The organism is Rhodopseudomonas sp. NSM, from assembly GCF_052445935.1.
Classification (GTDB): domain Bacteria; phylum Pseudomonadota; class Alphaproteobacteria; order Rhizobiales; family Xanthobacteraceae; genus Rhodopseudomonas.
The window spans coordinates 112634-127250 of sequence record NZ_JBQTCH010000008.1 but is presented as its reverse complement, the minus strand read 5'-3'; the positions used below and the strand labels follow the sequence as shown (position 1 = coordinate 127250).

Below are 14617 nucleotides of genomic sequence, written 5' to 3'. Positions count from 1 at the left end.
AGACCGCAACACGGGATTTCGCCGCGTGTCCAAGAGCCTCGATCAGATCGACCTCAAGATCCTTCAGGAGATTCAGGAAGACGGCCGAATCACCAATGTCGAATTGGCGAAGCGGGTCGGCATCTCGCCGCCGCCCTGCCTGCGCCGGGTCCGGACGCTGGAAGAGGAAGGTTACATCCAGGGCTATCGCGGACTGCTCGATCCGGCCCAGCTCGGCTTCGACGTGACGGTGTTTGCCTCGGTGCATCTGTCGAGCCAGGCCGAAGCGGATTTGCGCGGCTTCGAGGAATTCGTCCGCAACGAGCCGCTGGTCCGCGAATGCTGGATGTTGTCCGGCGAGGTCGACTTCATCCTGAAATGCGTGGCGCCGGACATGGCGACATTCCAGAATTTCGTCGCTCATCTGACGGCCGCGCCGCACGTGCGCAACGTGCGGACCTCGCTGGTGCTGCGCAATTCGAAATATGCCCCGGCGGTGCCGCTGGAATTGAAGGCGGCGGCGACCTGAACGGACGCCACCGCAACGCTGTCCGTGTCAGCGTGAGCGGATCGCCCGGTCGAGACTGATCGGCCCGCCGCCGGCCGTTGCCAGATACAGACAGGCGAAGCAGAACAGGATCGCCGCGGTGCCGCCGTTCAGCAGCGGCAGCCAGACCGGCGTCTCGCCCTTGAACATGTGGCCGAGGAAATACGCGAACGCCATTTCGCCGGAGAGAATGAACGCCACCGGGCGGGTGAACAGTCCGAGCATCAGCAGCGCACCGAGCACCAGTTCGAGCGTGCCGGCGGCCCCGATCAGCGAGAACAGTTCGACATTGGCGAAGTAGGGAACGGCGGGAAATTTGAACAGCTTCGCTATGCCGTACTGAAGCAGCAGCAGGCCGGTGATGAAGCGAAACAGGCTCAGGACGAAAGGCTGCCACTTGGCTGCGAAGCTGTCCACGTTCGTTGATCCCCCTGCACGATGTGATCGCCGGTGGATACTTGGCTGCGCGCGCAATTTCCATCCGCCGCGGATGAGCCACACGGACAAGTGATTTCAGTTCCGTCTCGCGTGATCGCTCCGGCCCGCGCCACAGCAGGCCCGGCTTAGCAAAAAGGCCGCCCGCGGCGGCCTTCAGCTCGATCGTTCTGCCGTAGTAGCGGGCGTCAGCGCCACTCGACCTTGGCGATCTCGTAGGCCTTGGCGCCGCCCGGGGCGACGACCTCGACCGACGTGCCCTTGGTCTTGCCGATCAGCGCGCGGGCGAGCGGCGAGGTGATCGAGATCTTGCCCTTCTTGGCGTCCGCTTCGTTTTCGCCGACGATCTGCCACACCGCCTTCTTCTCGGTATCCTCGTCGATCAGTGTCACGGTGGCGCCGAACTTGATGGTGTCGCCGCTGAGCTTGCTGATGTCGATGATGTCGGCGCGCGCCAGCTTGTCCTCGAGCTCGGCGATGCGGCCCTCGTTGTGCGACTGCTCTTCCTTGGCGGCGTGATATTCCGCGTTTTCGGACAGGTCGCCATGCGAGCGCGCCTCGGCGATATGCTCGATGATGCGCGGACGATCCACCGACTGGCGCTGCTTCAATTCGTCCGAAAGCGCGGCGTAGCCGCCCGCCGTCATCGGTACCTTTTCGACCATCTTGCCTTCATCCTTCAGCATTCGTCGCGGAGCGCCGCTGTCTGCGCATCCGCGATGTCGTCAGCTTACAAAAAGGGAGCGAACCGCCAAAGCGGTGCCCCGAGAATACTTCCAGCCGTACCCTGGGTCGCCGCGAAACGCCGGATAAAACAATCCAGATGCTGGCGGGTTCCCGTCCTGCCGGCGTCGTTTGCCAATCAGTTTGCCGGGCGCGCCACGCACCCGGTGATGATCAGGTCTCGGAAAAATAGCTCTGCAGGGTCCGAACCTCAAGGTCTCCGCCCAGATAGGCCCGGATTCCTTTTGCGGCGGCCACGGCCCCGGAAAGAGTGGTGTAATACGGAACCTTATGCAAGAGGGCAGCACGTCGCAACGACCGGCTGTCGGCCAGCGCCTGCGGACCCTCGGTGGTGTTGAACACCAGCTGCACCTCGCCGTTCATGATGGCGTCGACGATGTGCGGCCGGCCTTCCAGCACTTTGTTGATCTTTTCCGCCGGGATACCGTGGTCGCTGAGATAGCGCTGGGTACCCGAGGTTGCGATCACATTGAAACCGACCTCGTGCAGCAGCTTCACCGCATCGGCGATCCGGGTCTTGTCGCTTTCGCGGACCGACACGAACACCGTGCCCTTGCGTGGCACGCGCGTGCCGCCGCCGAGCTGGCTCTTGGCGAAGGCGATCTCGAACGAGCGATCGAGCCCCATGACCTCGCCGGTCGAGCGCATCTCCGGGCCGAGCACGGTGTCGACGCCGGGGAAGCGCGCGAACGGAAACACCGATTCCTTGACGCCGACATGGTCGAGCTTGCGCTTCTTCAGACCGAGGTCGGCGATCTTCTCGCCGGCCATGATCCTTGCGGCGAGCTTCGCCACCGGCATGCCGATCACCTTGGCGACGAACGGCACCGTGCGCGAGGCGCGCGGATTGACTTCGAGCACGTAGATCTCGCCGTCCTTGATCGCATACTGCACGTTCATCAGCCCGACGACGTCGAGCCCCAGCGCGAGCTCGCGGGTCTGGCGTTCGAGTTCGGCGATCATCGGCGCATCGAGCGAATGCGGTGGCAGCGAGCAGGCCGAGTCGCCGGAGTGGATGCCGGCTTCCTCGATGTGCTCCATGATGCCGACGATGAACGTGTCCTTCCCGTCGCACAGGCAGTCGACGTCGATCTCGGTGGCGTCCGACAGATAGCGGTCGAACAGCAGCGGATTGGTGCCGAGCACGGTGTTGATCTGGCCGGTCTTGTCGTTCGGATAGCGCGCCTTGACGTCGCCGGGCACCAGCTCGGGCAGGGTGCCGAGCAGATAGTCGCTGAGCTGATTGTCCTCGCGGATGATCTGCATCGCGCGGCCGCCCAGCACGTAGGACGGGCGCACCACCAGCGGCAGGCCGAGTTCGGCGGCGACCAGGCGGGCCTGCTCGACCGAATAGGCGATGCCGTTCTTCGGCTGCTTGAGACGAAGTTTGTCGAGGATGCGCTTGAAGCGGTCGCGGTCCTCGGCGAGGTCGATCGCGTCCGGCGAGGTGCCGAGGATCGGCACGTCGGCGGCTTCCAGCGCACGCGCGAGCTTCAGAGGGGTCTGGCCGCCGAACTGCACGATCACGCCTTTCAGCGTGCCGTTGCTGCGCTCGGTGTCGATGATCTCGAGCACGTCCTCGGCGGTCAGCGGCTCGAAATACAGCCGGTCCGCGGTGTCGTAGTCGGTCGACACGGTTTCCGGATTGCAGTTGACCATGATCGATTCATAGCCGGCGTCGTGCAGCGCGAAGCAGGCGTGGCAGCAGCAATAGTCGAATTCGATGCCCTGGCCGATCCGGTTCGGGCCGCCGCCGAGGATGATCACCTTGTCCTTGGCCGAGGGGTGGCTCTCGTCCGACGCGGGGCCGGCGAACGGCGATTCGTAGGTCGAATACATGTAGGCGGTGGGCGAGGCGAATTCCGCCGCGCAGGTGTCGATCCGCTTGAACACGGGACGCACGCCCAGCGCGCGGCGCATGGCCTTCACCTCGGCCTCGGTGGTGCCGGCCAGCACTGCGAGGCGGGCGTCGGCGAAGCCCATCGCCTTCAAGGTCCGCATTCCGAACGCATGGTCCGGCAGGCCGCTGGCGCGGACCTTGTTCTCCATCTCGACGATGCCGCGCAACTGCGCCAGGAACCACGGATCGATCTTGCAGGAATTGAAGATCTCGTCATCGGTCCAGCCGAGCCGCATCGCCTGCGCGACCTGCAGCAGCCGGCTCGGCGTCGGGGTGCCGAGTGCGGCGCGGATCGCGTTCTTGTCGTCGTCGCGGCCGAGCCCGTCGATCTCGATCTCGTCGAGGCCGGTGAGGCCGCTCTCGAGGCCGCGTAGCGCCTTCTGCAGGCTCTCCTGGAAGGTGCGGCCGATCGCCATCACCTCGCCGACCGACTTCATCGAGGTCGTCAGATTGTGCGAGGCGCCGGGGAATTTCTCGAAGGCGAAGCGCGGAATCTTGGTGACCACGTAATCGATGGTCGGCTCGAACGCCGCCGGCGTGGCGCCGCCGGTGATGTCGTTGGCGATTTCGTCGAGCGTGTAGCCGACCGCGAGCTTTGCCGCGACCTTGGCGATCGGGAAGCCGGTGGCCTTCGAGGCCAGCGCCGAGGAGCGCGACACCCGCGGGTTCATTTCGATCACGACGAGCCGGCCGTCGTCCGGATTGACGGCGAACTGCACGTTCGAACCGCCGGTCTCGACGCCGATCTCGCGCAGCACCGCCAGCGAGGCGTCGCGCATGATCTGGTATTCTTTATCGGTCAGCGTCAGCGCCGGCGCCACCGTGATCGAATCGCCGGTGTGCACGCCCATCGGGTCGAGATTCTCGATCGAGCAGACGATGATGCAGTTGTCCTTCTTGTCGCGGACAACCTCCATCTCGTATTCTTTCCAGCCAAGGATGGATTCCTCGATCAGTACCTCGCTGGTCGGCGACGCATCGATGCCGCTCTCGACGATCTCGATGAATTCCGCCTTGGTGTAGGCGATGCCGCCACCGGTGCCGCCCATCGTGAAGGACGGCCGGATCAGCGCCGGGAAGCCGATCTCGTCGAGCGCGCGCAGCGCGTCGGGCAGGTTCTTGACCTGGCGCGAGCGCGGCGTTTCGAGGCCGATCTTGGTCATCGCCTCGCGGAAGCGCTCGCGGTCCTCGGCCTTGTCGATGGCGTCGGCGGTGGCGCCGATCATTTCGACGTCGAACTTCTCCAGCGTGCCGAGCTTGCGCAAGCTGAGCGCGCAGTTCAACGCGGTCTGGCCGCCCATCGTCGGCAGCAGCGCGAAGCCGCCGGGAATGACGTAGCGTTCCTTCTCGACGATCTTGGCGACGATCTCGGGCGTGATCGGCTCGATATAGGTCGCGTCGGCCAATTCCGGATCGGTCATGATCGTGGCCGGATTGGAATTGACCAGGACGACCCGGTAGCCTTCCTGCTTCAGCGCCTTGACCGCCTGAGTTCCGGAATAGTCGAATTCACAGGCCTGGCCGATCACGATGGGACCGGCGCCGATGATGAGGATGGTGGAGATGTCTGTACGTTTGGGCATCAAATCTCGCTGACGCGGGCGGAAATCGGGCACAAAAAAAGGGCGCGCAGCCGCGCGTCCCTTGTTCTACAAGCGCCGGGCTTCCCAGGCGCGCGGCCGTGTCTTAGACCAGTTTCCGCGGCCGCGAAAGAGCTTACAGCCGCCCGTCAACCACCAATTTCGGTGTGTTGGAGGCCCAGCCTGGACTTGAACCAGGAAAAAAGAGCGTTGCACCGCCCCCGCGTTGATCTTCCGCCACCGGGCCGACCGCACTGTGGCGCTTCGCGGCCCGACGATCCAGCGCGAAGCTGAGTTAACCTTACTTGCTGTGGAACCGACCGCCTGGTGGGCGCAGCCCTCACGGCCTGCGGCCTCACGCACTCGTGTCCCCCGTTTCGTAACAATCGGCGCGGAGCTGCGTATCTTGAACAGCCGCGGGTGACGGCGCGGGCCGCAACCGCCCGCCGTCCGTCCCCGCAATGCCATCGAATCCGCGAGGAAAGCCCATGCGCTCCATCAGCCGTCTTGCTCGTCGCGCCGCCGCCCTGGGCGCGCTGGCGCTGTCCGCCGCCTTTGCACCCGCGCTCGCCTCGGAGGAGGCGGTGGTGATCCCGCCGCCGGCGGTCGACGCCAAGCCGGCGGACGGCACCCAGACTGCCGTATTTGCGGGGGGCTGTTTCTGGGGCGTGCAGGGCGTGTTCCAGCACACCGCGGGCGTCGTCAACGCCGTGTCGGGCTATTCCGGCGGCAGCAAGGCGACCGCCAATTACATGACGATCTCGACCGGCGTCACCGGCCATGCCGAGGCCGTGGAGATCAAGTACAACCCGAAGCAGATCAGCTACGGCAAGCTGCTGCAGATCTTCTTCTCGGTGGCGCACGATCCGACCCAGCTCAACCGGCAGGGCCCGGATTCCGGCACGCAGTATCGCTCGGCGATCTTCACCCTGAACGATGAGCAGAAGAAGGTCGCGGACGCCTATATCGCGCAGCTCGATGCGGCGCGCGTCTACAAGAAGCCGATCGTCACCAAGGTCGGCGCGCTGGAGGGCTTCTATGCCGCGGAGGCGTATCATCAGGACTATCTGACGCTGCATCCCACCCAGCCCTATATCGTCTATAATGATCTGCCGAAGATCGACAACCTGAAGAAGCTGTTCCCGAAGGACTATCTGGAAAAGCCGACGCTGGTGAGCAGCGCCAGGGTCACGAACTAGCGGCGGGTCGCCCACAGGTTCAGGAGTTGCCATGACCGATACCAAGACGATGCCCGGCAAGGTCGCCAAGAGCGAGGCCGAGTGGCGCAAGGAGCTGACGCCGATGCAGTATGCCGTGTTGCGCGAAAAGGCGACCGAGCGTCCGTTTTCCGGCGAGTACGACCACGATCATACCCCCGGCACCTATGTCTGCGCCGGCTGCGGCCAGACTCTGTTCGAGTCCGACGCGAAGTTCGATTCCGGCTGCGGCTGGCCGAGCTTCACCACGCCGGCCGCTGACGGCCATATCGACGAGGAGCGCGACGTCAGCCACGGCATGGTCCGCACCGAGGTAATGTGCTCGCGCTGCAGCGGCCATCTCGGCCACGTCTTTCCCGACGGCCCCGGACCGAACGGGCTGCGCTACTGCATCAATTCGGCCGCGCTGAAGCTGAAGCCGAGATAGTCCCCCACCCTGAGGGGAGCGGGCGCGGCGCGCGGGTCGCAATCGCCGAGATCAGGCATATCATTTCTCCAGAGCCGGAGCGGCGCTCGCGCCCCGCCACCCGGCCGGGGAGGGCGATATGTCGATCGCAATCATTCTCATCGTTGTCCTGATCATCCTGATGCTCGGCGGCCTCAGCCAGCGCTTCGGCGGTTACGGCTACGGCCAGGGCCACGGCCTGACCGGCCTGATCGGCGTGGTTTTGATCGTGATTCTGGTGCTCTTGCTGCTCGGCAAGGTCTGATACCGCCATCGGCTCCTGCAGGGGATCGGCCGCGGCCGGCGCTCGCGCGTTCGCCGGCGGGGTCGCATTTTTCCACAGAATGCCTATATCTGATGGTGCATCCATCGGGCGTTGCCTGGCTGCCCGCAGTGGCGCGGCTGACGCGCCCGATTCACCCATTTTGTCAGAAGGTTAGTCGCGTCATGGCATTCAGCTTCGAGACTTCCGCCGAATTATTTCCCGCAGCGATCCGGAAAAAGAAGCGGGCCGGCTTCACCTATCGCCGGTTCGACAATGCAGCCGACGCGGTGCGTTTCGCCATCGAGGAACTGCCGGCGGATTCGCTGAACGGCGCCTATCTGCAGGTCGACGAAGCCCGGTTCGACCAGAAGGGCATCCGCTCGCTGTACGAGAGCGAAACCTTCCCGCTCGAGCGCAAGCTGCCGGTCGCCGAGCCCGAGGCCGTGCAGGACGTCAAGGAAGACGCCGCCTGATCGCAGGACGAGCGCGGCCTTGTGACAAAGGCTACAGCGGTGCGAAGGAGTGCTGTTCGCAGCGATCTATGATCGCTGCGGGGCGCGACGATACAAATTTAACGTCGCGATAGAAAAGCGCGTAGGTCTGCCTGGATTGTTCGGGCGAGCTACTCCGCACGCAGACGATCCACGGCGCGACGGTGGCAGGCTCGGCTTCGATCGGCCCTGCGACTTCGAGAGGTTCGGCCAGTTTGGCTTCGCCTGCTATCCTCTTGATATCGGCGGTCGCGGTCGTGATGCTCGGCGCCTGGTTCGCCGGCTCCGGGATCGCTTCCAGGACCGAGCATGACGCCAGTGCCAGACAACCGATCATGGCGGCAAGATTACGCATCGATCTGCGATGTCCCCGGTGAATGCTGTTACTCCCGCTGCCTATATCAATCGGCCGCTGATAATCAACGCGGGTCAGCGAAGATGCGCGGCTTCGATCGTAGCCGTGTCGCGCGGACAACACACATCGCGCAGGGCGCCGTGCAGCGGTGATCGAAGATTAGGCACTGAAGATTAGGATCTGCGGCACAGAAGCGCTGCATCCATATTTCAATTCTCATCGTGCAGGGATCCGGTTAGGAAGATCCTATGCCGCGATCCGTCCGCCTTATCGCATCGTTGTTGGTATCAGTTCACCTGTGTGGCTGCGCGGTGGATGCCAATATCGGATTCGTCCCTGATTTCATGAAGCAGCCGGGTCCGCGGCAGCCGGTCGCCGAGGCGCCGCCGGATCTGGGCAGGCTGCTGCAGGGGAATCTATCGGCGGTTTTTCTGCAGGGCTCCTCGCCGACGAATATCCGCTTCTCGCCCCCTGTCGCCGGAAAATACGGCGGATGGGACACTTGCGTGAAAGGCGAGGTGGTTGGCGTGACGGGGCAGCCGCTCGGTGTTCAGACGTTCCTCGTCAACATCGATCAAGAGCGCGTCGGACGGCGCGAGCGGGTCGATGCCGGGCACTGGTGCGCGCGTGAAAGCTACAAGCCGATCTGACCTGGTCCACCGCGCTCAGACCACCTTGTTCTGCCTGAGCGCAGCGATTTCGCCGCCGCTGAAGCCGAATTCTGCCAGCACCTCGTCGGTCTGTTCGCCGAACTCCGGCGGTCGGGCCGCCATACGCGTCGGCGTGCGCGACAAGGACACCGGCTGGCCGACGAGCCGGATCGTGCGGCCGTCCGGATTGGGCACGTCCTGTGCGATGCCGAGGTGGCGGACCTGTTCGTCATCGAACATCTGATCGACACTGTAGATTGGCCCGCACGGAACGCCGGCGGCGTTCAGCGTTTCGACCCAATACGCACTGGTCTGCCGTTCTGTGAGCGCGTTGATGTCGGCGTTCAGCGTGTCGCGGTTGGTCGAGCGCGCCGGCGCGGTCGCGTAGTCCGGGTTGCTGATCAGTTCGGGCGCGCCGAGCGTTTCGGCGCAGCGCTGCCAGATCCTGCCGCCGGTGGTGGCGATGTTGATGTAACCGTCCGCGGTTCTGAAGACGCCGGTGGGGATGCTGGTCGGATGGTTGTTGCCGGCCTGCTGCGGCACCTCGCCGTCCATCAGCCAGCGCGCGGCCTGGAAATCCAGCATGAAGATCTGCGCCTGCAGCAGCGAGGTCTGCACCCACTGGCCCTCGCCGGAGACGTCGCGTTCCAGCAGCGCCGTCATCACGCCGAGCGCGCAGAACAGTCCCGCGGTGAGATCGGCGACCGGGATGCCGGCCCGCATCGGCCCTTCGCCGGGCGCGCCGGTGATCGACATCAGCCCGCCCATGCCCTGCGCAATCTGATCGAAGCCCGGCCGGCCGGCATAGGGGCCATCCTGACCGAAGCCGGAAATGCTGCCGAGGATGATGCGCGGATTGATCGCGCGCAGGCTCTCATAGTCGATGCCGAGACGCGCCTTGACGTCGGGCCGGAAGTTTTCGATCACGACATCGGCCTTGGCGACCAGCCGGCGAAACACCGCGAGGCCTTGAGGTTGTTTCAGGTCCAGCGTCATCGCCCGCTTGTTGCGATGCAGGTTCTGGAAATCCGAGCCGTGGCGCGGGCCGCCGGGCTGCTCGCCGGTGGCATCGCCGGTCAGCGCGCCGATCTTGATGACGTTGGCGCCCCAATCGGCGAACTGCCGCACCGCCGTCGGCCCGGATCGAACCCGCGTCAGATCGAGCACGGTGAAGCGCGCAAGCGCCTGCGAGGCGCGAGGAAAGGTCATCCGGAACTCCGAGCGTGCGGTCGATCGAGCAGCCGGCGCCGTGCAGCGCCGCCGAGAGAGTCCGGCGCACGGGCCGGCGCGTCAAGCTCGGGAAACGCTCCTTCGGCCGCGATGGCTCAGATCGTCTGGTTGTAGGCGCCGACTTCGGGATGCTGGCGCAGCACGACGTTGACCGCCTCGAACATCTCGTGCATCCGCGCTTCGGACACCGGGCTCTCGACCACGACGACGAGCTCGGGCTTGTTCGACGAGGCGCGGACCAGCCCCCAGCTGCCGTCCGCGCAGGTGACGCGGACGCCGTTGACGGTGACGAGATCGCGGATCGGCTGGCCGGCGACCTGGTCGCCATTGGCCTGCGCCGCCTCGAAATGCTTCACCACCGCGTCGATCACGCCGTATTTCTTCTCGTCGTCGCAATGCGGCGACATCGTCGGCGACGACCAGGTCTTCGGCAGCGCGTTCTTGAGGTCCGACATCGACTTGCCGGGCGCGCGATCGAGCATCTCGCAGATCGCGATCGCCGACACCAGACCGTCGTCATAGCCGCGGCCGGGCGGCGTGTTGAAGAAGAAGTGGCCCGACTTCTCGAAGCCGGCCAGCGCCTTCAACTCGTTGGTGCGACGCTTCATGTAGGAATGGCCGGTCTTCCAATATTCGGTCTTCGCGCCCTGCGCCTGCAGCACCGGGTCCGTCGCGAACAGCCCGGTGGACTTCACGTCCACCACGAACTGCGCGTTGAGCGTGATCGCCGACATGTCGCGCGCCAGCATCACCCCGACCTTGTCGGCGAAGATCTCCTCGCCGGTGTCGTCGACCACGCCGCAACGGTCGCCGTCGCCGTCGAAGCCGAGACCAATGTCAGCCTTGTGCTGCAGCACCGCGTCGCGGATCGCGTGCAGCATTTCCATGTCTTCGGGGTTCGGGTTGTATTTCGGGAAGGTGTGGTCGAGCTCGGTGTCGAGCGGGATCACCTCGCAGCCGATCGCTTCCATCACCTGCGGCGCGAACGCGCCGGCGGTGCCGTTGCCGCAGGCGACCACCACCTTGAGCTTGCGCTTCAGGCGGACGCGGCTGGTCAGATCGGCGATATAGCGCGCCGGATAGTTCTCGTGAAAGACGTAGGAGCCGGCGCCGCTGGCGAACTGCGCGCCGAGCACGATCTCCTTCAGCCGCCCCATCTCGTCCGGGCCGAATGTCAGCGGCCGGTTGGCGCCCATCTTGACGCCGGTCCAGCCGTTGTCGTTGTGCGAGGCGGTCACCATCGCGACGCAGGGGACGTCGAGATCGAACTGCGCGAAATACGCCATCGGCGTCACCGCCAGCCCGATATCGTGCACCTTGCAGCCGGCCGCCATCAGTCCCGAAATCAGCGCGTATTTGATCGACGCCGAATAGCCGCGGAAATCGTGGCCGGTGACGATCTCCTGCCGCTGCCCCAGTTCGGCGATCAGAGTGCCGAGCCCCATGCCCAGCGCCTGCACGCCCATCAGGTTGATCTCTTTGCCGAACAGCCAGCGCGCGTCGTATTCGCGAAAGCCGGTCGGCTTCACCATCGGCTCGGATTCATAAGCGTAAGTGTTGGGCTGCAGGGTCGGCTTGGGCGTCGGAAACATCGGGAAAGCCTTGCACTCAACGGGACAGACAGGGCGGATGCCTTAGCGAATGTCGCTGCGGTTGGAAAGTCGGAATGCAGCGGGCTCCGGCCGATTGATCAAATTTGACCGAAACACGCGTCGCTGTCGTTGGAGCCGGAGGTTGTCGGCCGCGCAATTGTCCCGCTCGCGCGTTGTTCCCAGTATCGGGTGGAACTGAGCCAATGTGCAAACAGGAACGTGGACAGTCGGCAGTCTTTCAGCTTGCCAACATCGAAATACCACATTGCGCCAACGACGATTAGCTCTGGTGCTATTGAAGGATTGCGCCCCGCGTTGCGGTCGCGATAACTTTCAACCCTATTGGACGGGGCGAGTTGCAGTGAGCTATCTGGAGTCGGAAGCTATCGAAATTCTGCGCGAGGTCGGTGCAACGGCCCGCAATCCGGTGATGCTGTATTCCATCGGCAAGGATTCGTCGGTTCTTCTGCACCTGGCTCGCAAGGCTTTCTTCCCCGCGCGGGTTCCGTTTCCGCTCCTTCACATCGACACCGGGTGGAAATTCAAGGCGATGTACGACCATCGCGACCGAATCATCAGCAAGCATCGGCTGCGCCTGATCACCTATAAGAATTGCGAGGGTGAGGCAGCGGGAATGAGCCCGTTCACGCATGGCAGCGCCCGCTTCACCGACGTGATGAAGACGCAGGCGCTGCGGCGCGCGCTCGATCAATATGATTTCGACGTTGCCGTGGCGGGCGCGCGGCGGGACGAAGAGAAGAGTCGCGCCAAGGAACGTATCTTCTCGGTGCGCGGGCGGAACCATGGTTGGGATCCGAAGGCGCAGCGTCCTGAACTGTGGGCCTCGTACAACACCCATACGCGGCCGGGTGAGACGATGCGGGTGTTCCCCCTGAGCAATTGGACGGAATCGGACATCTGGCAGTACATTCTCTCCGAGGGGATCGACATCGTACCCTTGTACTTCGCCGCGGAACGCCCGGTGGTCGTGCGTGAGGGACAGTTGTTGATGGTCGACGACGATCGCTTTCCCGTCCGGGACGGAGAGGTCGTGGAGACCCGGCGGGTGCGTTTCCGGACGCTGGGGTGCTGGCCGCTCACAGCGGCGATCGAAAGCAATGCGGCGACCATCGCGCACGTCATCGCGGAAACAGCGGTTGCACTGACCTCGGAGCGCTGTGGACGCCTGATCGATTCCGATGGCGCCGGCTCGATGGAGCAGAAGAAGCGCGAGGGCTATTTCTGATGGAAGACTCCGCAGTCCACGAAGTAACCGGCCGGTCTGCCGGAATCCGCAAGGATGTTCTCCGCTTCATGACCTGCGGCAGCGTCGATGACGGCAAGAGCACCCTGATCGGGCGTCTGCTCTACGACTCCAGGAATGTCTTCGAAGATCAGTTTCAAGCTTTGAAGAAAGAATCCCCGAAATATGGTTCGCGGACCGAGGGGGTCGACCTCGCGATGCTGGTGGACGGTCTTCAGGCCGAGCGCGAACAGGGGATCACGATCGACGTCGCGTATCGTTTCTTCGCCACGAGCGAGCGTCGTTTCATCGTCGCCGATACGCCGGGGCACGAACAATACACCCGGAATATGGCGACGGCGGCGTCGACCGCTGAGCTTGCGGTGTTGCTGGTCGATGCGCGGAAAGGAATTCTGACGCAGACGAAGCGCCACAGCCGGATCGCCGCGATGATGGGAGTGAGCCGCGTGCTGCTCGCCGTCAACAAGATGGATCTCGTGGGCTTCGATCGGGCGACGTTCGACGACATCGTTCGCCAGTATGGCGCCTTTGCATCGGATCTCGGCTTCGCCTCGATCGATGCGGTTCCGGTCTCGGGATTGCTGGGTGACAACATCCTGGAGCGCAGCGGCGCTATGCCGTGGTACGAGGGGGCGTCACTCCTGAGATGTCTCGAACTGGTCGACGCCGAGACGTCGACGCCGCGGCATTTCCGCATGCCGGTGCAATGGGTGATGAGAGACCATCCGAATGGTCGGGGCCATTGTGGGCGGATCGCGGGCGGTCATGTTCGCGTCGGCGACGTCGTCCAGATCGCTCCGTCGGCCTGCAGAACGCGCATCGGATCAATCCAGAAAGGCTTCGAGCGGGTCGAAACCGCCGGCGTCGGCGATTGCGTCGTGCTCACCTTCACCGAGGAGATGGATGCGGGCCGCGGCGCCGTGATCGCGGCCGCGGACTGTCCGATCGACGCGAACGACCAGTTCGAGGCGCGGATGCTGTGGATGCACGAGCACCCGATGGTGCCCGGCCGGCAGTATCTGCTGAAACTGGCCTGCTCGGAAACCACGGCGATCGTGACCGAGATCAAGTTCCGGGTTGATATCAACACCGGACATCGCATCGCGGCCAAGACTATCGCCATGAACGAGATCGCGCAGGTCACGCTGTCCGCCAACGCCAGGATCGCGTTCGAGCCCTACACCGCCAATCGGGCGCTTGGCGGCTTTGTTCTGATCGACAAATCGACCTTCGAGACGGTCGGGGCGGGTATCATCGACGCCGCGCTGAGTGACGCTCATCACCTGCATTGGCAGACGCTCGAAGTGTCGTCCGTCAGTCGCGCGCGGCAGAAGTATCAGAATCCGCAGTGTCTCTGGTTCACCGGATTGTCGGGCGCGGGGAAGTCGACGATCGCCAATCTCCTCGACAAGCGCCTCAACGCCGAGGGTCGGCACACTTATCTGCTCGACGGCGACAACGTCCGTCACGGCCTCAATCGTGATCTCGGCTTCACGGAGGCGGACCGCGTCGAAAACATTCGGAGGGTGGCCGAAGTCGCGAAGCTGATGGTCGACGCCGGGTTGATCGTGCTGGTGAGTTTCATTTCGCCGTACCGGAGCGAAAGGCAGATGGCGCGCGAGCTGTTTCCGCCGGATGCGTTCAAGGAGATATTCGTCGATACCCCGCTCGAAGAATGCGAGAGGCGGGATTCCAAGGGGCTCTATGCGCTGGCCCGCGGCGGCAAGCTGCGGAATTTCACCGGGATCGACAGCGTCTACGAGGCGCCGCTCGATCCCGACATTCACGTTCGCACCATCGACATCGGCCCCGACGCGTGCGTGGCGAAGATCATGTCGATGATCGGCACGGGCGCGGCCGACAGCGTTTTTTGACAGCCATCGGCGTCGCCGATGACGCCATTCCATTTTTCAGATTGCCGGC

At 64.1% G+C, this 14617-nt stretch carries 14 protein-coding genes and 1 tRNA gene; 8 read left to right on the top strand and 7 right to left on the bottom strand.

Going from position 1 to position 14617, the window contains the following annotated elements; genetic code table 11:
- Positions 1–25 precede the first annotated feature (25 nt).
- Positions 26–508 carry an Lrp/AsnC family transcriptional regulator gene (locus ACTZWT_RS19760; RefSeq protein WP_322513851.1) on the top strand — a complete coding sequence of 161 codons (483 nt, stop codon included), beginning with the start codon at positions 26–28 and terminating at the stop codon, positions 506–508.
- Positions 509–535: 27 nt separating this feature from the next.
- Here the strand turns inward: ACTZWT_RS19760 and ACTZWT_RS19755 are convergent, their stop codons facing one another.
- The 4 genes from ACTZWT_RS19755 to ACTZWT_RS19740 all read right to left on the bottom strand — a co-directional run bounded on the left by ACTZWT_RS19755 (position 536) and on the right by ACTZWT_RS19740 (position 5432).
- Positions 536–943, bottom strand: coding sequence for a DoxX family protein (locus tag ACTZWT_RS19755; RefSeq protein WP_444771387.1), 408 nt, complete (start codon positions 941–943; stop codon positions 536–538).
- A gap of 206 nt (positions 944–1149) precedes the next feature.
- Complete coding sequence (greA, locus tag ACTZWT_RS19750) at positions 1150–1626, bottom strand: transcription elongation factor GreA (protein WP_322513849.1); 477 nt, start codon at positions 1624–1626, stop codon at positions 1150–1152.
- Positions 1627–1858: 232 nt separating this feature from the next.
- A complete protein-coding gene (carB, locus tag ACTZWT_RS19745) occupies positions 1859–5188 on the bottom strand; it encodes a carbamoyl-phosphate synthase large subunit (protein WP_444771386.1) in 3330 nt (1109 codons plus the stop codon).
- A gap of 168 nt (positions 5189–5356) precedes the next feature.
- A tRNA-OTHER gene (locus ACTZWT_RS19740) sits at positions 5357–5432 on the bottom strand.
- A gap of 241 nt (positions 5433–5673) precedes the next feature.
- On the opposite strand from ACTZWT_RS19740, the gene msrA reads away from it, so the two are divergent.
- The 4 genes from msrA (at position 5674) to ACTZWT_RS19720 (ending at position 7585) form a co-directional block, all read left to right on the top strand.
- The gene (msrA, locus tag ACTZWT_RS19735) at positions 5674–6384 is read left to right on the top strand and encodes a peptide-methionine (S)-S-oxide reductase MsrA (RefSeq protein ID WP_444771385.1); all 711 of its coding nucleotides are present in this window, start codon (positions 5674–5676) and stop codon (positions 6382–6384) included.
- A 31-nt stretch (positions 6385–6415) separates the two neighbouring features.
- The gene (gene msrB / locus ACTZWT_RS19730) at positions 6416–6829 is read left to right on the top strand and encodes a peptide-methionine (R)-S-oxide reductase MsrB (RefSeq protein ID WP_444771384.1); all 414 of its coding nucleotides are present in this window, start codon (positions 6416–6418) and stop codon (positions 6827–6829) included.
- Between the two features lie 118 nt (positions 6830–6947).
- Complete coding sequence (locus ACTZWT_RS19725) at positions 6948–7112, top strand: DUF3309 family protein (RefSeq protein WP_444771383.1); 165 nt, start codon at positions 6948–6950, stop codon at positions 7110–7112.
- Positions 7113–7294: 182 nt separating this feature from the next.
- The gene (locus ACTZWT_RS19720; RefSeq protein WP_444771382.1) at positions 7295–7585 is read left to right on the top strand and encodes a hypothetical protein; all 291 of its coding nucleotides are present in this window, start codon (positions 7295–7297) and stop codon (positions 7583–7585) included.
- A 31-nt stretch (positions 7586–7616) separates the two neighbouring features.
- Here the strand turns inward: ACTZWT_RS19720 and ACTZWT_RS19715 are convergent, their stop codons facing one another.
- On the bottom strand, positions 7617–7958 hold the full coding sequence (locus ACTZWT_RS19715; RefSeq protein ID WP_444771381.1) for a hypothetical protein: 342 nt from the start codon (positions 7956–7958) through the stop codon (positions 7617–7619).
- A 248-nt stretch (positions 7959–8206) separates the two neighbouring features.
- On the opposite strand from ACTZWT_RS19715, the gene ACTZWT_RS19710 reads away from it, so the two are divergent.
- Positions 8207–8608, top strand: coding sequence for a hypothetical protein (locus tag ACTZWT_RS19710; protein WP_444771380.1), 402 nt, complete (start codon positions 8207–8209; stop codon positions 8606–8608).
- Between the two features lie 15 nt (positions 8609–8623).
- On the opposite strand, the gene ACTZWT_RS19705 is transcribed toward ACTZWT_RS19710, so the two are convergent.
- Complete coding sequence (locus ACTZWT_RS19705; protein ID WP_444771379.1) at positions 8624–9817, bottom strand: CaiB/BaiF CoA transferase family protein; 1194 nt, start codon at positions 9815–9817, stop codon at positions 8624–8626.
- Positions 9818–9933: 116 nt separating this feature from the next.
- The gene (locus ACTZWT_RS19700) at positions 9934–11430 is read right to left on the bottom strand and encodes a phosphomannomutase/phosphoglucomutase (protein WP_444771378.1); all 1497 of its coding nucleotides are present in this window, start codon (positions 11428–11430) and stop codon (positions 9934–9936) included.
- A gap of 361 nt (positions 11431–11791) precedes the next feature.
- On the opposite strand from ACTZWT_RS19700, the gene cysD reads away from it, so the two are divergent.
- A complete protein-coding gene (cysD, locus tag ACTZWT_RS19695; RefSeq protein WP_444771377.1) occupies positions 11792–12676 on the top strand; it encodes a sulfate adenylyltransferase subunit CysD in 885 nt (294 codons plus the stop codon).
- A complete protein-coding gene (gene cysC, locus ACTZWT_RS19690) occupies positions 12676–14568 on the top strand; it encodes an adenylyl-sulfate kinase (RefSeq protein WP_444771376.1) in 1893 nt (630 codons plus the stop codon). The genes cysD and cysC overlap by 1 nt, the downstream gene beginning before the upstream one ends.
- The last annotated feature ends 49 nt before the right edge of the window (positions 14569–14617 follow it).